This is a genomic window from Solirubrum puertoriconensis (assembly GCF_001483135.1).
GTDB lineage: Bacteria > Bacteroidota > Bacteroidia > Cytophagales > Hymenobacteraceae > Solirubrum > Solirubrum puertoriconensis.
In genome coordinates this window covers 139,655-156,788 of sequence record NZ_LNAL01000007.1, presented here as the reverse complement: position 1 = coordinate 156,788, position 17,134 = coordinate 139,655, and the positions used below count along the sequence as shown (strand labels likewise).

The following is a 17,134-nucleotide window of genomic DNA, read 5'->3' as shown; positions in this document are numbered from 1 at the left end:
AATGTTACAACGAACGTAACCTAGGGGTAACATACCGCGTTAAGCTAGCCGTGTTGAACTGCGTGTGTGCGGGACGCTGGAGTGAGCCCTTGCAGAGCAAGGCCTGTTGTAGAAAGGGCAGCAGAAACAGGTAACCTCGCGCATGGGCTGGCACAACTTAGTTGTCGCATCTTCTGCTCTTACCGCCGCATTACCATGACTGCCGAAGAATTAGCGCAAGCCGGCTTTTATCCTGCCGACTGGGTGCCATCGGGTACTACCTATACCCAAGGTCAGTTGTACGTGCGCATGTCTACCACTGGCTCCATGCGCGTGTTTGTACCCCTCGATTCCTCCGACATCGAAATTTCCTCGGGCGACTTATACAACCCCAACGTTCATCACCGGGGCCCCGTGCCCTCGCTCGATGAATTGCAACGCATCCTGAAAGTTTAAGCGCGGCTTTGTGCAGCAACCTTGCTCACAAGCCTTTATAGCAAAACCAGCGGGCCCCACGAACAACTTGGTTCGTGGGGCCCGCTGGTTTATAACCGACGAGAAGGTTTAATCCGAAACTGGGTCGCCGAAGAAAAAGCCGGCGTCTTCGAGCGAGGTAGCCACAGCCGCCGCAATTTGGTGCTGCTGCACGTACTCCAGCTCTTCGGGGTAGGCCTCGAAGTACTGCTCCGTTACAAAATCGGCTGCGTCTTCGGTGCCCATCGAGGCCCAGAGCAGCCGCGGCATATCGAGCCGCCAGGAGTGCGACCGAGTACGCACCCGCAAAATTTTCAGCTTGCACTGTATGCGCACCGTTACAATGGCCATGTCGGGTTCGGCATCGGCCTGAATGACGTACGAAATGGTGTTGCTCATATAAAATAGGTGGAGGAACAGCCCAAAGGCTGCAGGTGCAAAACAGACAGCTGCACTAGCGCACCCGTTCGGTGCTGTGCTGCTGCAAGGCATTGGCGATGATGCGGTTGGTGTGGCAGTTACCCAATAAACGGGCTGCCATCGGATGCCGTTCGCGAAACAAGCGGGCCACCAGTTGTGCGGCAGCCCTGGTGCCCATGCTTTCCCAAAGCATGTAGGGCAGGTCCATCTCCCAAACTTCGGGGTGGTCGTGCCCGAGGGTTACGAGCACTAGGCTCACCACTGGCCCGTCGGCCTCGGCTACCGCCCGCAGAGTGTACCTGTTGCCCATGCACGAAAAAAGTTACTCGTTTCTAAATTTAAGATAATGGTTTGTTGTCATTGTTCCATTGAATATTGTTGAGCTACTACTTCGCAGGCTTGTGGCTGCCAATCCATGCAGCAAGGCAAGGCTGGTATGCTCTCACCCCAAAAGCTGATGTAGTAGCCGTTAACTTACTGGCGCCTCGTTTGGCACCCCGGAAAATGACAACAACCCGGAAACAGACAGTTGCTTGCTTCCTAATTCGGAGCAATGCACACCAAGGTTGCGGCGGTAAGTACTGTTTTTAAGCTGAACAAATACGGACGCCACAACTAAAACTTACTGCGTGTCATCGTCGAGCTTACATACAGTTGTCTGCTAAGCACTTACACAAGCAGCCATAAAATACTCAGGTAGGTCTTCTAAGCAACTTCCAGCCTCCGTAAATGCACGGAAAACTGCTCGGCAGTAGCATCATCGGGCGCCGGCTTGCGTACTTTCAACTGAAACCAACCGCTACGCCTATGCAACACGAAACCCCTGCACCGCCCCCCACGCAGCTAATCCGCTACGTGCTGCAAATTGGCAACATGACCGACAATACCAGCATTGGCCGAGTGCGCGAGCTGCTCACGAGCCTAGGTCTGCTGGTCGATCAGGTTGGGCAAGGGCAAGCCGAAGTAGCCGTGGCCCAAGGTACTAATCCCGGCCCCGAGGGCATCCGTCAAGCCCTTGAGAGCGGCGGGTTCCAGCTCGAAGCCTGCACTGCCCAAACGGGTTAATCACAACGCCATCCGATACAAAACGCGGGCCCGGGGCATTGCTCCGGGCCCGCGTTTTTGCAAGGCGAAACGGCCTATGGGGGCTACTCTTCATTATCGAAGTGGCGGTAGTGCTGGTTTCGGTCGCGGCGGCCAAAACGGTCGTGGTAATCGGCATTGGGCGGTTGGTTGCGGCGGTTTTGCTCGTCCATCGGCCCGCGGCTGTTCATGCCAATGTTCATGTTGCGGCTATCGGTGCGGTTGCGGCCACCTTGGTCGTAATCGCCGCCGCCATAGCCGCCCCTGAACGGGTTGCGGTCTACATCAAAATTGCGGTCCGAAAAACTGTCGCGGCCACCGCTACCTAGGCCACCTCTAATGCCGCTTTCGTCGTAGCCGCGGTCGAGGTTGCCGTTGAAGCCGGCAAAGCCTTGGCCGTAGCCCCGGTTGGCACCGCTGTACTCCGAGCCGCCGTAGCCCGAGCTGCCCATGGCCGCGCCGCGGCCGTAGTTGTCGTTGTAGTGCTCGCGCGGGCGCTCCTCGGGGCGGCCGATGTCGCGGCGCCGGCCGTCGTAGCGCTCATCCATTTCGTTGGGCTGATAGCTGGGACCCAGGCCCGTGCGGCGGCCCGAGCCCGCCCCCGATGGGCTGTACGAGTTGCCGCCTCTCTGGCTGAAGCCGCGGTCGTACTCATCGTCCTGGTCGGAGCGGCCAGCGCCCTGCCGGTTGTTTTCGGGGTAGCGCTGGTCGGGGTAACGGCGCTCATTGCCGCGGTTGCCTTGATTATTGGGTTCGTCGAAGATGTAATCAGAATAATATGCCATGGTGTTTAGGTCGTTGGTCAGTTCCTTGTCTACCGCCGCACGCGCCGCAATGTTACACCTGCAGGCTCCCATCTGAGCGCCGCCGCTGCGGCCGCACCCCCAATACATAGTATTTATTACCAATTGCTTATATTCATTACCAGGCTTATCAGCATGTTTGTGCCATGAAGCTCGCCCTTGCCCCCGACGCCCTTTCGTTGAGCCGGCAGTTTGCCGTGTTGCAAGGTTGTAGCTCCGAGGAGCTGGCCGCGCTCGAGGCCAGCCTTACCTGCCGCACCTACGCCGAAGATCAGATGCTGTACACCGCGGGCTCCGAGCCCGTGGGCTTGTACTTGCTGCTGCGCGGGTGGGTAAAAGTGAGCCGATGGAGCGACGATGGCAAAGAACAAATTGTGCGCCTGGCCCAAGCCGGCCACGCCCTAGGTTACCGCTGCCTAATGGCCAATACGCCGCACGCCAACTCCGCCGTGGCGCTCGAAGAAACCACCCTCTGCCTGATTGAGCGCACCACCCTGCGGCGTGTGCTGGCCAGCAGCCCTAGGTTGGCCAACGCGCTGGGCACCTTGTTGGCTGCCGACTTGGCAACCGCCGAGGCGCGCATGCTGCAACTTACCTACAAGCCCGTACGGGCCCGTTTGGCCGAGGCCCTGCTGCAGTTGTTGCGCACTAACCAGCACGCTACCCGCGAGCCAAACACCCTTGTGATTTCGCGCGACAACCTAGCTGCGCTGGTGGGCACCACCAAAGAAACCCTGTGCCGGCTGCTCACGAGCATGAAGGACCTAGGCATGCTCACGACCGAGCGCCAAGGCATTCGGGTGCTGAAGCCCGCTACCCTAGGTGAGTTGGCAGCCGTAGCCGAGTAGGCAGCCCAGCAGCTAGCGCATTCAAGCCATTGATGACGAATGTTATGGCGGATGACCTAGGCAAGGAAGCCGTTGCTTCGAGGGCTGCCGCGCCTTGCTCTCACATAGGGTAGTGTTGTACCCGTGCCTATACCTTCTGCCTTATTTATCAACACTCAGCAAGCAACCCGATACCGATGCTATTTGGGGACGAAATAGCATCGGTATCGGGTTGCTTGCTTGCATCCTCGGGCCAGGCGCAAGGGCTCGGCCGCCAGCATGCGGTAAAGCGGTGGAACCATTGCCGGCGCTGATGCTCCGGTAACCTAGGATCGGGCGCTACAGCACAGCCTGAGCGCTGAACGGGGCATTCAGTTTGCTGAGCAGCTCGTCGGCAACGCCGTCGCCATCGGGCAGGCCTTGCTGGCGCCAGAGTTCTACCCCGCGTTGCACCAGCACGCACGAGGGCAGCTCGGCGGCATGAAAGCTGCGCACTACCGTGGGGTGGCTTACTTCGTCAATCTTCAGCACCCTGATGGCCGAGCCCAATTGCCCTTGCAATACATCGAGCAGAGCTTGTAGCGAAGTCTGATGCTGCTGACTTTTAGCGCTAACCACCGGCAGCAGCACCAGCAACACCGCCGCATCGGAGGGCGGAGGCATCGATTTGGAGGAGGGGATGGTCATTGCGGCTGAGGTAATATTGCGGAAGTAAAATTGGGGTTTCGGGCAAACCTCCGCTATGACATTCGTCATGCTTTGCGGTTGACAAGGGTCAGTTCGGCATTTTTGCGGCAAACCTTCGTACTCTAGTGCTCAGGTAGTCTCCCTCCCGCACAGCTACCTTCTATTCTGCCCATGCCCAACAACCCTTATACCAGTGCCCTAACCGACCTGCTCATCAATCAGGCGCAGGAGTTCATTGGCATTTATGATGCGGAGCAAGGCAAGTTTATCCGCGCCAACCAAGCAGGTGCACGGTTGCTGGGTTTCGCCACCGAAAAGGAATTTCTGGAGCGCACCCCCGAAGCGTTGCAGCTGGAACTGCCGCCTCCTATCACTTGGCCCACCCTGCTCCAACAAGCGCAGCAACACGGCCCCCTCGAAGCAGAGGCCCGCATAACCCGCCAAACCGGCGAAATCTGCAACGGCTTGCTCGAGGTTACCTTTTTCCAATCGGAGTCACATCCGTACTACCTCGTCAGGTTAAGCGAGCAGGGCCGCTTGCAGCGCGCCGAACGTGAACTGGCCCAGAGCGTGAACCGCTTTCAGGCAGTGGTAGCCAATGCCACCATCGGTATCATCGTGTGCGACCGGAGCGGCACCATCGTATCGGCCAATCGGCTGTCGGAGCAGCTATTCGGCTATACACCCGGCGAGCTGCCCGGCCAGCGCATCGAAATGCTGGTGCCCAGTGCGATTAGCCGCCACCACGAGTCGCTGCGCAAGTCGTTTAATGCGCACCCCTCGGTACGGGCCATGGGTGCCCACCGCGGCGACCTAGAAGCCCAGCGCAAAGACGGCTCGGTGTTTCCGGTCGAAGTCAGCCTCAGCTACTTCAACCTCGACGAAGAGCTGTACGTGGTGTCGTACATCATCGATATTACTTATAAGAAAGAAGCCGAGCGCGAGCTTGTGGCGCAGCGCCAGCGCGTAGAGCGCCTCAACGCCGAGCTGGAGCAAAAGGTAGCCGACCGCACCCATGCCCTACTCAGCACCCTGGAACAGCTGGAGCAACGCTCCGAAGAACTCACGCAAGCCTTGGCCGCCGAGCAAGAGCTAGGCGAGCTGAAATCGCGCTTCGTGTCGATGGCCTCACACGAATTCCGCACCCCGCTCACGGCCGTGCTTACCTCGGCCGCGCTCATCGAAAAATATCCCGGCGGCGACCAGCAAGACAAGCGCCTGAAGCACTTGCAGCGCATTCGTGCCTCCGTAAACCACCTCAACGACATCCTTGAGGAGTTTCTATCGGTGGGTAAAATTGAAGAAGGAAAGATTGAGGCCCGCCCCGTAAGCCTCGACATTGCCACCCTGCTGAACGAAACCGTTGCCGACGTGCAGGGCATGCTGAAGGCTGGGCAAACCATCGACAAAGCCGTGAGCTGCCCCGGGCCCGTTCGCCTCGATCCGTCGTTGCTGCGCAAAATCCTCGTCAACCTGCTTTCCAACGCCATTAAGTACTCGGGCGAGAATTCAGTAGTAACAGTGCACGCCGATTGCAACCGCAACCGCTTGCTGCTGAAGGTGCAAGACCAAGGCGTGGGCATTTCGCGCGAAGACCAGGAGCACCTGTTCGAGCGGTTCTTCCGGGCCCGCAACGTTACCAACGTGCCGGGTACGGGCCTAGGTCTCTATATTATCGGCAAGTACTTGGAGCTAATGGGCGGCAGCATCGAGCTGCAAAGCGAGCTGAACGTGGGCACCACCGTTACCATCACCATCCCTTATGAAAACCATCCTGCTGATTGAGGACAACGACCTCATTCGTGAGAACACCGCCGAAATTTTGGAGCTAGCCGGCTACAACGTGCTCACGGCCGAAAACGGCAAGGTGGGGGTGGAAAAAGCACTGGCCTCGCGCCCCGACCTTGTCATCTGCGACATCATGATGCCTGTGCTCGATGGCTACGGCGTGCTCAACATTTTCAACCAGAACCCGCAGCTGGCCGGCATTCCATTTATTTTCCTGACGGCTAAAACCGAGCGCTCCGACATGCGCAAGGGCATGGAGCTGGGCGCCGACGACTACCTTACCAAGCCTTTCGACGAGGCCGAGCTGCTAAGCGCCGTAACCGGCCGCCTCAACCGCTTCAAGCATCTCAAGCCCGAGTACGACCTGCAGAGCGAAAGCGGCCTGAACGAGTTCTTGGACGACGCGCGCGCCGTGGGCAACCTCGAGAGCCTTTCGACCGACCGCAAAGTGCACGCCGTGCGCAAAAAGCAGGAAATCTACTCCGAAGGCGACGAGCCCACCCGTTTGTACTTCGTGAAATCGGGCCGGGTGAAAACGGTGAAAACCACTGCCGGCGGCAAAGAGCTGATTACGGGCATTTACAACGCCGGCGAGTTTTTCGGCTACATGGCCCTGCTTGAGCAAACCAAGCACGGCGACTCGGCCGTGGCCGTCGACGATTCGGAGCTGGTGTACATCCCCAAGGACGACTTCACGCAGTTGCTGCTGCGCAACCCCGAGGTAGGCCAGCTGTTTATTCGCCTGTTGGCCGGCCGCGTAAACGAGCGGGAACAGCAGCTGCTGGGCATGGCCTACAACAGCATTCGGCGCCGCGTGGCCGATGTGCTGCTGCGCATGAACGAGCAACCCGGCTCCGATGGCGCGGCCGTAATTCAACTCTCGCGCGACGACATGGCCGCCGTAGTGGGCACCGCGCCTGAGTCGCTGATTCGCACGCTCAGCGAGTTCAAGCACGATGGCCTGATTGAGCTGACCAACAAAACCATTCGGGTGCTGCAGCCCGATAAGCTGCGCCGCTCCAACTGGTAAGTTAACTCAGAGGGGCCGCCCACGTGGGCGGCCCCTCTTTGCTTGAACCTAGTGCGAAGCGCCTAGGAGCAGCTACCCTACCGAAGCTTGCTGGCCAGCCCGAGGGGAATTTGGCGCTGCTGCTTGCCGAGTTGCACCACCAAACCAGGCTCATCACTATTCATTGATGAGCCTGGTTTGTTCATGCCCCTCTGCAGCAGATACAGGAGCATGAACGCATGAGCGCTTTCATCCTCAACTCTAGGTGGAACTATAAGCGTTAGAGCACCTTGCTAGGAGATATTGCTAGGATTGGCGCTGAGTCAATGATAGGCTAACGCGACAAGTATTCTGTTGTATTTTTGTAAAATAATTATGTGGCCAAAGCTGTAATTCTCCCACTGTCCTTTGCAAACTCAAGACCCGGCGGCAAGCTTAGCGCTTTCCCCATCCGCACCTGGCATCCAGGTTGCCAACAAAAAGAAAATTGATTTAAACATCGAGGCGTTGCGAGGCTTGGTGGCACTGTTCGTGGTGTGGGGGCACTTTGTTGCTTTCCGATTGCTTGACCCCGATTATCAACCCGGTGGCAGTTGGGGCGTTGAGCCGCCCGCGCGTTTGTGCGTGCTGATTTTTTTCGTGCTAAGCGGATACGTTATCGGCCTCACCAACAAGCGCCCGCTTCAACTTAGCACAATCACAGCATACATCAAGAAGCGCGTGGTGCGCATCTATCCCATCTACTTACTCTGCCTTGCTTTGGCTTTGTGGGTGGCGACACCAGCGTATTCGTGGCAGATAATCCTCAGTCATTTACTCTTTGTGCAGGGCTGGGTTACAAAGTGCATTCCGGAGTTTGGCCCGAGTTGGTCGCTAGCCTACGAAATCCTCTTTTATGCCCTATTCATTCCAGTTTCGCTTTACCGGCTCAATGCCAAAAAATTGATGCTGCCAGTCTTGGGTTTTGGAGTACTCAACACGTTGCTATATCCCTATCTCGGTCCGGCGGTGCTGTCGTCGATCTGCTTCGGTTATGTTTTTTGGCTTAGCGGGCTGTGGTTGTCCAGCTATTCCAGTCGTGAAGAGCACCATCTCTCTTACACGGAAATGATGGCCATGATTTTGCTGGTGCTCAGCATGGGGCGATTCAATGTGCTGGCTGCAGTTTTGAGCCGAATCGAGCCGTTCTTGTTGAATAACGTTCTTACGCTGCCCCAAACTCAAGTTTGGAACGAACGCGTGATTCCATTTCAGGAACTCAGCTTGTTGCCCATTAGTGTAGCGGCCGTGGCGGTGTTTGGCAACCGCGACTTCCCTTATCGCCCGTGGGTGATTAAACTGCTCTTCTTAGTACCAGCAGCGACATTCCTGTCGATTTACAAAAACTACGAGCCTTCTTTGTTTGCGAAAGAACTACCGTTCATTGTGTGCTACTTGGCCGCAGTGGCAGTATACTTCTTTGGCGGTCTGCTTGAGCCCAGCTTCAAGCACGTAATGAATGCTGCCGCTGAAACCGGGAAGATTTCTTACGCTATTTACCTGATCCACTTTCCGTTGGTATGCTTAATTGCTTTGCTGCCGCTACCATCAGGAACTGTAGGGTCATTTTTGCTGCGCTCTGTGTTGTGTCTTGCCACTTCCGTTGCGTTGGCCTATGTTTTGGAGCGGGTGCTTCAGCCGCGAATAAAGAAGTTAACTGATTGAAGGTGCAGCTAGTGAATATGCTGCACCTTTGAAAACATCTTTTTTCCAGGAGTTCGGCTCCTATTGACTAGGCAGCGTTTTTTAGCGCCCTGTTGAACGCTGGCACTACCTTTACGGAGCACTATCAAGAGTAGAAAATAAGCCGAGTTTGCACTAGGTATACACATAGCTGTACCCCCAGAAAAGCAAAACCCCATTTCCAGAAAAGAAATGGGGTTTTTAGCAGAGAGGATGGGATTCGAACCCACGATGACCTTTTGGGCCATACACACTTTCCAGGCGTGCTCCTTCGACCACTCGGACACCTCTCTGGATGCGGAAAGCTGCGCAAAGTAACGCGGCTTTTCTCAGAAACGCAACCCGGTATACGTAGGTTGGCTCGGTGAGATTTCGCCGCGGAGGTCTTGCATCAGCAAACGGCGGGTAGCTACCACATCCAAACCCAGGCCCAGCACGAACATGAGTTTGGTGATAGCAGCCTCAGTGGTAAGGTCTTCGCCGCCGATTACGCCTAGGTCGGTGAGGTGGGCACTGGTTTCGTAACGACCCTGAATTACGCGGCCTTCTTCGCACTGACTTACGTTGAGCACGTGAACGCCACGGGCGTGGGCCTCGCGGAGGCAATTCAAAAACCACTGCGCGGTAGGCGCGTTGCCCGAGCCGTAGGTTTCGAGCACGCAGCCGCGGAGGTTGTCGGCACCTAGGACGGCGCGCACCATGCGCTCGGTGATGCCAGGAAACAGTTTGAGCACGGCCACGCGGTCGTCGAGGTGCTGGTGCACGCGTAAGGGGCCACTGGGCAGCAAGCGTATCAGATTGTCGTTGAACTCCAACTCGATACCAGCACGGGCCAGCGGCGGCAGGTTTTCACTTTTGAAAGCGGAATAGTGCTGGCTCTCAACCTTTTTGGCGCGCGTGCCCCGAATAAGCACATCGTTAAAGAAGACGCATACCTCGGGTACGCGCACGGTACCAGCGCGGGGGTGGCGGGCAGCGGCTATTTCGAGGGCCGTAACGAGGTTGCGGCGGGCATCGGTACGGATGCGGCCCACTGGTACCTGCGCCCCCGTGAACACCACAGGTTTGCCTAGGTTCTCGAGCAGGTAGCTGAGGGCGGCAGCCGAATAGGCCATGGTATCGGTGCCGTGCAGCACCACAAAGCCGTCGTAGTGCGGGTAGTGCTCCTCCAGAATGGCCGCCAGCTGCAGCCACTCGGCGGGCGTTACATTGCTCGAGTCGATGGGCTCGGGCAAGCTCAGCACCGATACGCGCATGCCCAGCTGGCGCAGCTCGGGCATTTTCTTCTGAATTTGCCCAAACTTCATCGGCACCAGCTCGCCACGCCGGTTTACCGACATGCCCACCGTGCCACCGGTATAAATAACCAGCACCGATCTGATGGACGCTAGCTCATCCGTGGTAGGCTCCACCTCCACTATCACGCTGGGCTGAAGAACTTGCTCGGCCACGGTGCTACAGGTTAAATAGTTCGCGAGCGGTGCGGGTGGTGGCTTCGGCCACTTCCTCAACATCCTTTTTCATCAGCTCGGCTACGCGCTTGGCTACCAAAGGCAAGTAACTGGGCTCGTTGCGCTTGCCGCGGTGCGGCACTGGCGCTAGGTACGGGCAATCGGTTTCGAGCAGCAGATGCTCCAGCTCTAGGTGCGGCAGTACTTGGTCGAGTCCGCCGTTTTTGAAAGTAGCCACGCCGCCGATGCCCAGCTTGAAACCGAGCTTGATGGCGCGTTCGGCCTCCTCTTTGGTGCCGGAAAAGCAGTGGAATACGCCACGCAGCGAACCATCCTGGGCTTGCTCTACGAGCTCGGCCGTTTCGGCGAAGGCGTCGCGGGTGTGCAGCACAATGGGCAGCTTGTGCTTCTTGGCGAGGTCGAGCTGCACGCGCAAGGCCTCTTGCTGCCAGCCTAGGGTGGTTTTATCCCAATACAAATCGACACCGCACTCCCCCACTGCCGCAAACGGGCGCTTGTTCAGCCAATCCTCTACTTGGTAAAGCTCGCGCTCAAAGCCTTTGTGCACATGGCACGGGTGCAGGCCCATCATGGCAAAGCAGTGCTGCGGGTGGCGCGCCTCGGTCTCAAGCATAGCATCGATGCTGGTATGGTCGATGTTGGGCATGAGGATGGTGCTTACCCCGGCGGCATAGGCGCGGTCGAGGGCTTCGTCGCGGTCTTCTTTGAACTGCTCGGCGTAAATGTGGGCGTGGGAATCGGTAAGAATCACGGGTGTAAAGCGGGTTAAGCGGATTGCACGGAGTACGGTAGTCCCTTACGTTTGCCAGTAGCCTTGCGTGCTGGCACAAAGAAACAGCTTGTCGGGCGCTTTAGCCTGACGGTTGCGGAGGACGGCCCCGAGAGCCGCTTATTCGCGGTATTGCCGCCCCTTCCAATCGAAGGGCTTGCGGCTGAGGCGGAACCACGTCATGCCGGCCGTAACGCCTACGGTGTACAGCTCGAACAAAGGCAGTAAGTACAAAGGCGGTTTCAGACCTGCCTTTCGAAAAGCACTGGTAGCCAGCAGCCCTTGTGCCAGCATCTTAGCGCCCAATATACCTAGGGCCACCTGCAAGCCCCACCACCAAGCCGCCAGTAGCAAAGCTGGGTAGAAGCCCGCGTACAGCAGCAATCCTATCCGAATGCCCAGGGGCAGTTGCTCCACCCCCCGCAGCCAGCGCCGGCGCTGGTGCATCAGTTTGGCCCAGGTAGCAATGGGCAGCGACTCGGCCAGCACCATGGGGTCGTACACGTTCAGCCAACCATAGCCGCGGCGCAGAATGGCCTGGAACAGCTCGTAGTCTTCGGTTACCGAGAAGGGCAGGTTTTCGTAGCCGCCGGTAGCTTGGTACGCCTCGCGGGTGATGAGCATGTTGTTGCCCATGGCCGTTACGGGTTGGCCGCGGTCGGATACCATTTGCACCAACGACAACGACATGAGCCAATCCAGGCCCTGCAGCCGATCGAACAACCTAGGGCCGCGCACCACCGTGAGGCCGGTGATGGTAGCCATGCCCGGCCGCCAGTACGCCAGCAAACCCTGCACCCAAGTGGGCGGCACGGCAATGTCGGCGTCGGTGATGAGGAAGAAATCGGTGGTGGCCTGGCGGGCCAGGTGGGCCAGCACGTTGGCTTTGCCGCGCGCCGTGCCTAGGTGCTCTTCAATGCGAATGATTTTGAAGGAGCCCGCAAAGCCCAGCATGGTAGCGCCGGCAATAGCGGCCGTGGCATCTACGCTGCCGTCGTCGCCGAGGAGTACTTCTAGCTGTTCGTGCGGATAGTTCAGCTGCCGTATGCTGCTCAGGCACCGGCCAATGGCTTGCTCCTCGTTGCGGGCGGCAATCAGAATGCTCACGCGGGGCGCCGGCTGCGGCAACGGCTGCGGCCTAGGCGGGCGCCGCCGCGCAAACAGCCACCACGAGGTAAGCAGAATACCAAACCACAGAATGAAATAACCGAGCAGCAGCTGATGAGCCAGCACCATATCACAGAAGGGCATCGACCTAGGGAGTAGCCGCCGTGCCGAGCGGGCAAAGATAGGCTGATCCGCCGCCACGGGGCAGCCGCTAGGCAAAGCGGCGCGTATCAGGAACATGAAAACGTTGCCGACACTTGCGTTGCTGATGGTTGCTACCCTGCTGGGCAGTTGCCAAACCAACCCCAACACCCGCGCTACGCCCGTGGTGCCTTCGGCCGCACCGCCCACGGCTGGGGCCGCTACCGAAGGCGAGGCAAGTGCGGCCCTACGCACCTTCCTTCAGGCGCAGCAAAACGCGGAGCTGTTCGTCGTCGATTCGGCGGAGCTAGTAAACGTAAACGATAACACCTGGCAAGTGCTGGTGCCCCGCACCGATTGGGCCGACCGCATGCCCAACCGCGCCGCCTTCGAGATTGACAAAAGCACCGGCGAAGTACGTGCGCTGCCGGTGCGCTAAGAAGCCACCTACAGGCCGGGCCGCCGAAATGCCGTTCCTTTGCCCGGAATTAGAATTGTGTACATGCCATTTGCTGACATCAAGCTGATTGCTACCGACGTTGACGGCACCCTGCTCAACTCGCGGCACGAGCTCAGCCCCAATTTCTTTCCGCTGTTTGAGCAGTTGCATGCCAACAAAGTAGTGTTTGCCGTGGCCAGCGGCCGGCAATACCACAACCTACGCCAGCGCTTTGCCACCATTGCCGATCGGGTGGTGTTCATCGCCGAAAACGGCAGCTACGTAGTGCAGCAGGATGAGCAAGTGCTGGTGCAAGCCCTACCGCCCATCGTGGCCATGGAGCTGCTGCGCAAGGCCCGGCAGCTACCCGGCGTGCAAGCAGTGCTGTGCGGCAAGCGTACGGCCTACATCGACTACGCCGCTCCCTGTTTCCTGGCTCTGATCAGCAAGTACTACGAAGCCATAGAACTGGTGCCCGATTTGCTGCAGGTAACCAACGACGAGTTTCTGAAGGTTGCTCTTTGGAACGAACAAGGGGCCGAAACGAACATCCTACCGCATTTCGAGCATCTGCAAGGCGAGCTGCAGGTTACGGTTTCGGGCTTGCACTGGCTCGACATTGCCCACGGCCTCGCCAGCAAAGGCCGCGCTTTGGCGGTGCTGCAGCAGCAATACAGCATTGCCCCGGCCCAAACCATGGTGTTTGGCGACTACCTCAACGACCTGGATATGATGCACCAAGCTCGGTTCAGCTACGCCATGGCCAATGCCCATCCCGAGGTAAAGCAAGCCGCGCGCTACGAGGCCGCCAGCAACGACGATTTTGGAGTGGCGGCAGTGCTGGAGCAGGTTGTGGCTTCCATGAACGGCGAATAATCGGCTTTCCGGGCAGCCTCCTCCCCTTTTACCTCACGTAGCCCAAAGCACCTAGGGTTATTACAGCAGGCCAAATCGGTAGCCTTGCTCGGCCAGCTCGCCTAGGTAGCGAGGTAGCACATAGCGCAGGTTTCGGCTGGCTTTGATGCTGTCGTGGAATACCACCACCGAGCCCGAGCGGGTTAAGCGCAACGAGTCGCGGAGGCAGCGCTCGGGGTCGTAGCTACGGTCGTAGTCGCAGGTAAGCACATCCCACATCACGATGTCGTAGGTGGGTTGCAACGCCCGACTTAGCGCCGGCGTTATGCGCCCGTAAGGGGGCCGGAACAGCTTAGGAGCGTTGGGCTGCACCGCATCGAGGGCTTTTTGACAACGCGCTACCTCGCCGAAGTATGCATCACGGGAGCTCGACCAACCGCTGATATGATGATGAGTGTGGTTGCCGAGCCGGTGCCCCGCAGCCACTACTTGCTGGGCTACATCGGGGTGGCGTTCAACGTTGTCGCCCACGCAAAAAAACACGGCTTTGGCATCGTGCGCCGCCAGCTGTTCGAGCACCCAAGGCGTTTCTTCCGGGATGGGACCGTCGTCGAAAGTCAGGTACACGGTGGGCTCGGCGGAAGCTGGGCCTTGCCAAATAGCACCGGGCAGCCAACGCTGCATGACTTCGGGCAAACGGTGAAGACGCATAGGCACGCTTGAGTGGTGGAAAACACAAAAGTAAGCGGACTAGCCAGTTGCCTCCTTGCCGTGCTCGCACCTACAGCCCCCAGCTACCTAGGGGCCGCCTTTAGCTAACTTGTTGCCGCCTCACACCTACCCTAGGTGCATGCCTTCGCCTTCCCTTAACGAAGGGCTTGTTATTCAACTATTTACCGTGTTAGTAAACAAGTTTACGAAATTAGTAAACATGGGTATTAACCCTTGAGAATGGTTATTAGGGAGCAGAAACCGTGGCTTCTACTGCTTCCCAAAGGCGGCGTGCACTTTCTTCCCACGAAAAGCGGCGCACGTTTAGCAAACCCTGCTGTATCAACTGCTCGCGAAGTTGCGAATCGGTATCGAGCTTGGTAAGTGCTTCGGCTAATTGCGCTACCGAGAACGGGTCGGCTAGCCAAGCACCACCAGGGCCAGCCACTTCGGGCATGGAGCTGCGGTCGGAAGTGAGTACCGGGCAGCCGCTTTGCTGGGCCTCTACAATCGGGATACCGAAGCCTTCGAAGTAGGGCACGTAGGCGCAAGCGCGGGCCGCTGCGTACAGCTGCACCAGTTCCTCGTCGGTAACGCGGCCGGTAAGGTGCACAGCTTGCTGGTGCTGCATCTGCTGGTAGGCGTCGAAAATAGGACCGGCTCTCCAGGCCTTGCGCCCTACCACCAGCAGTTGGGTTTTGGAGCCGGTTTGCTGCTTGAATTGGTCGAAAGCCCGCAGCAGGTTGACGAGGTTTTTGCGGGGTTGCAGCGCGCCCACAAACAAAACGTAAGGCCGCCCTCCGCTGAACTGCTGCCGCACCGCCTCCTGCTCCGCCGCTGGCAGCGGCCGGAAGTGCGCATCGGCAGCGTTGTACACCACATCAATTTTGGCAGCGGCTGTACCGTAGGTACGCACCAAGTCCTGCTTAGTGGCCTCCGAAACGGCCACGATGCACCGCGAGGCTTGCACGTAGCGCGGCGTGAAGTAATGGTAGTACTTGCGTACCAGCCAACCTACATCCTGCGGATAATGCTCGAAGGCCAAATCGTGCACCACCGTAAGGCGCGGCACCGAAGTGTTGAGCGTGGTAAAGCCGTCGGGGCTCAGAAACACGGCAGGCTTGTGCCGCCGCAGCCACGCCGCTACTGCTCCCTCAAACCAAGCTACAAACAAAAACGGGTGGCGCGCGGGCGGGTACAGCACGTGCGGCACCACATTGGGCCCAAACAAGTACCGCTTGTCGAAAGCCCGATCAAACAAGAAATGAAACGTGTGCTCGGGGTGCTGGGCCACCATGTGCCGCAACGTTTCATACGTAAACCGGCCAATACCTTCGAGCGAATTACCAGGCAGCAAGAAGCGGGTGTTAACGGCTATGTGCACGCGCGAAGTGGAAGTTTGTTTAACGTTCTGAAACCGGGTGCTGCAGGCTCTCATCAGCACCCGCTGGCTGCGGCACCTAGGGCGCTGCTTGCTTGCGTTTGAGCAATGACTTGAGCTCCTGCACGCGCACCACACCGGCGGCAAACAGCAGCCCCGCAAACAGTAGCCCTGCCATCACGCTCTCGATCAGCCAAGGCAACGCCGCCCAGGTTTGCAACGCGTACCAGCCGCCGCACAGCAGTACAAACACCACCAGCAGGCGAACAAGCCAGCCCCACGGCACCGCAATTTTTGCCCGGAACTGTACCAGCCACAGATAGCCCGCCGAAATAGCTACGGCACAGATAAGCGTGTTGAGCGCACCTGCAACGGCGCCATAACGCGGCAGCAGCACGAAGTTGAGGCCAATGTTTAGGCCAATGCTTGCAGCCACCAGCCAGCTTACCGGCCGCTCGTAGTTAGTACTTGTGAGCAAGGTGCTGTAAATGGCGAAGAAAGCGTGCACCAGCACATTCAGGAAGAGCAGCTTGGCGCACCACGTCATGCGTTGCAGCTCCTCGAAGCTGCTATGCTTGTACTGAAAAAACAGCAGCTCGCCCCGAAACAGTACGAAGGCGCACACGAACAGGAGCGGCACGGTAGCCACGCGCTGCCCAAACCAGAGCAGTTGCTTTTGCTCCTCGCGGTTGCCCAGGGAGTATGCGAACTTGGCAAAGAACAGCGGCAGCACCGTCCAGAGGTACATCATCACGGCATCAACCCAACGGTAGGCACCGGCATAGTAGCCTGCTTCCTGCGCCGACGACAACCGCTCTACCATCAGCATGTCGATGCGTTCGTTCATGCCGTAGAGCAAGGTGATCAGCGCAAACGGCAAGCTGCCCCGGAGCATTTCGCCGGCGTGCTCGCACTTAGGCCGCCAAGGCAGCTTGCCGAACAGCCTTGTAACCAAGGCATACAGCAACACAAAGGTGAAAGCCGCGGCCACGGTGCGGGCGCCCACGTAGTTCTCGAGGTTGATGCCGATGGGCAACAACGAAAGCACAAGGCCAAACAGCAGCAGTTTCTCCAGCACCGATAGCCACGCATCGGTATTAAAGTGCTGGTGGGCCTGCACGGCACCCCGCAAAAACTGCGCGTATTGGGTTAACAACAAGCTCAGGCCAATAACCGCTAGTAGCAGAAGGGTGTGCCCGCGGTAGCCAATCAGCCAACCACCGCCAATCATCAGGCCCAAAAACAGCACCCCTAAAGCTCCGCGCAAGGGCAAAACGGTAGGGAAATACTCCGGCAAAAAGCTCGGTTCAGCGGCTACGCGCTTGGTGGTGTGCTGGGTAAGCCCTAGGTCGGAAACCGAAGCCAGCACCAAAGCAAAGTTGAGCAACGCCGCAAACGTGCCGAACGCGGCGTGCCCGATGCGGTCTTGCACCACGTTCTCGAGCACTACCCAACCCGGTTTCACCA

18 protein-coding genes and 1 tRNA gene are annotated in these 17,134 nt (G+C 58.3%); 8 read left to right on the top strand and 11 right to left on the bottom strand.

From position 1 onward, the window contains the following. Positions 1-195: 195 nt before the first annotated feature. Positions 196-435, top strand: a complete 240-nt coding sequence (locus ASU33_RS11105) for a hypothetical protein (protein ID WP_059070920.1) — start codon at positions 196-198, stop codon at positions 433-435. 108 nt (positions 436-543) lie between these two features. Here the strand turns inward: ASU33_RS11105 and ASU33_RS11100 are convergent, their stop codons facing one another. Beyond that, positions 544-852, bottom strand: a complete 309-nt coding sequence (locus tag ASU33_RS11100; RefSeq protein ID WP_059070919.1) for a hypothetical protein — start codon at positions 850-852, stop codon at positions 544-546. A gap of 55 nt (positions 853-907) precedes the next feature. After that, positions 908-1,183 (bottom strand): hypothetical protein, encoded by a 276-nt coding sequence (locus tag ASU33_RS11095; protein ID WP_059070918.1) that lies wholly within the window; start codon positions 1,181-1,183, stop codon positions 908-910. 497 nt (positions 1,184-1,680) lie between these two features. On the opposite strand from ASU33_RS11095, the gene ASU33_RS11090 reads away from it, so the two are divergent. Next, positions 1,681-1,938, top strand: a complete 258-nt coding sequence (locus ASU33_RS11090; RefSeq protein ID WP_149867166.1) for a hypothetical protein — start codon at positions 1,681-1,683, stop codon at positions 1,936-1,938. 83 nt (positions 1,939-2,021) lie between these two features. On the opposite strand, the gene ASU33_RS11085 is transcribed toward ASU33_RS11090, so the two are convergent. Then, complete coding sequence (locus tag ASU33_RS11085) at positions 2,022-2,741, bottom strand: hypothetical protein (protein WP_059070916.1); 720 nt, start codon at positions 2,739-2,741, stop codon at positions 2,022-2,024. Positions 2,742-2,905: 164 nt separating this feature from the next. On the opposite strand from ASU33_RS11085, the gene ASU33_RS11080 reads away from it, so the two are divergent. After that, the gene (locus ASU33_RS11080; protein ID WP_059070915.1) at positions 2,906-3,607 is read left to right on the top strand and encodes a Crp/Fnr family transcriptional regulator; all 702 of its coding nucleotides are present in this window, start codon (positions 2,906-2,908) and stop codon (positions 3,605-3,607) included. 318 nt (positions 3,608-3,925) lie between these two features. On the opposite strand, the gene ASU33_RS11075 is transcribed toward ASU33_RS11080, so the two are convergent. Continuing rightward, positions 3,926-4,273, bottom strand: coding sequence for a thioredoxin (locus ASU33_RS11075; RefSeq protein WP_216818563.1), 348 nt, complete (start codon positions 4,271-4,273; stop codon positions 3,926-3,928). Between the two features lie 171 nt (positions 4,274-4,444). Here ASU33_RS11075 and ASU33_RS11070 point away from each other — a divergent pair, with 171 nt between their 5' ends. From ASU33_RS11070 to ASU33_RS11060, 3 genes are all read left to right on the top strand, one after another. Next, complete coding sequence (locus ASU33_RS11070; protein ID WP_059070914.1) at positions 4,445-6,058, top strand: sensor histidine kinase; 1,614 nt, start codon at positions 4,445-4,447, stop codon at positions 6,056-6,058. After that, positions 6,036-7,091, top strand: coding sequence for a response regulator (locus ASU33_RS11065; RefSeq protein WP_059070913.1), 1,056 nt, complete (start codon positions 6,036-6,038; stop codon positions 7,089-7,091). Before ASU33_RS11070 ends, ASU33_RS11065 begins: the two co-directional genes overlap by 23 nt. A 387-nt stretch (positions 7,092-7,478) precedes the next feature. Then, complete coding sequence (locus tag ASU33_RS11060) at positions 7,479-8,774, top strand: acyltransferase family protein (protein WP_059070912.1); 1,296 nt, start codon at positions 7,479-7,481, stop codon at positions 8,772-8,774. Positions 8,775-8,997: 223 nt separating this feature from the next. Here ASU33_RS11060 and ASU33_RS11055 read toward each other — a convergent pair. The 4 genes from ASU33_RS11055 to ASU33_RS11040 all read right to left on the bottom strand — a co-directional run bounded on the left by ASU33_RS11055 (position 8,998) and on the right by ASU33_RS11040 (position 12,284). Beyond that, positions 8,998-9,085 (bottom strand) — tRNA-Ser (locus ASU33_RS11055). A gap of 36 nt (positions 9,086-9,121) precedes the next feature. Further along, positions 9,122-10,243, bottom strand: coding sequence for an asparaginase (locus ASU33_RS11050; RefSeq protein WP_286130496.1), 1,122 nt, complete (start codon positions 10,241-10,243; stop codon positions 9,122-9,124). Between the two features lie 4 nt (positions 10,244-10,247). After that, complete coding sequence (locus ASU33_RS11045) at positions 10,248-11,015, bottom strand: TatD family hydrolase (protein WP_059070911.1); 768 nt, start codon at positions 11,013-11,015, stop codon at positions 10,248-10,250. A gap of 138 nt (positions 11,016-11,153) precedes the next feature. Next, positions 11,154-12,284 (bottom strand): glycosyltransferase, encoded by a 1,131-nt coding sequence (locus tag ASU33_RS11040; protein ID WP_160328179.1) that lies wholly within the window; start codon positions 12,282-12,284, stop codon positions 11,154-11,156. A 94-nt stretch (positions 12,285-12,378) separates the two neighbouring features. Here ASU33_RS11040 and ASU33_RS11035 point away from each other — a divergent pair, with 94 nt between their 5' ends. Further along, positions 12,379-12,720: a hypothetical protein gene (locus ASU33_RS11035; protein WP_078063066.1), complete on the top strand. Its 342-nt coding sequence runs from the start codon at positions 12,379-12,381 to the stop codon at positions 12,718-12,720. Positions 12,721-12,783: 63 nt separating this feature from the next. Further along, positions 12,784-13,596, top strand: a complete 813-nt coding sequence (locus tag ASU33_RS11030) for a Cof-type HAD-IIB family hydrolase (protein ID WP_059070908.1) — start codon at positions 12,784-12,786, stop codon at positions 13,594-13,596. Between the two features lie 60 nt (positions 13,597-13,656). Here ASU33_RS11030 and ASU33_RS11025 read toward each other — a convergent pair whose 3' ends face one another. The 3 genes from ASU33_RS11025 to ASU33_RS11015 form a co-directional block, all read right to left on the bottom strand. Further along, complete coding sequence (locus ASU33_RS11025; protein ID WP_059070907.1) at positions 13,657-14,286, bottom strand: polysaccharide deacetylase family protein; 630 nt, start codon at positions 14,284-14,286, stop codon at positions 13,657-13,659. Positions 14,287-14,533: 247 nt separating this feature from the next. Then, positions 14,534-15,670: a glycosyltransferase family 4 protein gene (locus ASU33_RS11020; protein WP_160328178.1), complete on the bottom strand. Its 1,137-nt coding sequence runs from the start codon at positions 15,668-15,670 to the stop codon at positions 14,534-14,536. Between the two features lie 76 nt (positions 15,671-15,746). Next, positions 15,747-17,132 carry an oligosaccharide flippase family protein gene (locus ASU33_RS11015; protein WP_059070905.1) on the bottom strand — a complete coding sequence of 462 codons (1,386 nt, stop codon included), beginning with the start codon at positions 17,130-17,132 and terminating at the stop codon, positions 15,747-15,749. Positions 17,133-17,134: the final 2 nt, after the last annotated feature.

Bases quoted from the DNA above. Each gene is read 5' to 3' on its own strand.
- ASU33_RS11025 (WP_059070907.1), bottom strand. From the start codon at position 14,286: ATGCGTCTTCACCGTTTGCCCGAAGTCATGCAGCGTTGGCTGCCCGGT.
- ASU33_RS11095 (WP_059070918.1), bottom strand. From the start codon at position 1,183: ATGGGCAACAGGTACACTCTGCGGGCGGTAGCCGAGGCCGACGGGCCA.
- ASU33_RS11040 (WP_160328179.1), bottom strand. From the start codon at position 12,284: ATGCCCTTCTGTGATATGGTGCTGGCTCATCAGCTGCTGCTCGGTTAT.
- ASU33_RS11030 (WP_059070908.1), top strand. From the start codon at position 12,784: ATGCCATTTGCTGACATCAAGCTGATTGCTACCGACGTTGACGGCACC.
- ASU33_RS11035 (WP_078063066.1), top strand. From the start codon at position 12,379: ATGAAAACGTTGCCGACACTTGCGTTGCTGATGGTTGCTACCCTGCTG.
- ASU33_RS11100 (WP_059070919.1), bottom strand. From the start codon at position 852: ATGAGCAACACCATTTCGTACGTCATTCAGGCCGATGCCGAACCCGAC.
- ASU33_RS11105 (WP_059070920.1), top strand. From the start codon at position 196: ATGACTGCCGAAGAATTAGCGCAAGCCGGCTTTTATCCTGCCGACTGG.
- ASU33_RS11065 (WP_059070913.1), top strand. From the start codon at position 6,036: ATGAAAACCATCCTGCTGATTGAGGACAACGACCTCATTCGTGAGAAC.
- ASU33_RS11085 (WP_059070916.1), bottom strand. From the start codon at position 2,741: ATGGCATATTATTCTGATTACATCTTCGACGAACCCAATAATCAAGGC.
- ASU33_RS11075 (WP_216818563.1), bottom strand. From the start codon at position 4,273: ATGACCATCCCCTCCTCCAAATCGATGCCTCCGCCCTCCGATGCGGCG.
- ASU33_RS11090 (WP_149867166.1), top strand. From the start codon at position 1,681: ATGCAACACGAAACCCCTGCACCGCCCCCCACGCAGCTAATCCGCTAC.
- ASU33_RS11070 (WP_059070914.1), top strand. From the start codon at position 4,445: ATGCCCAACAACCCTTATACCAGTGCCCTAACCGACCTGCTCATCAAT.
- ASU33_RS11080 (WP_059070915.1), top strand. From the start codon at position 2,906: ATGAAGCTCGCCCTTGCCCCCGACGCCCTTTCGTTGAGCCGGCAGTTT.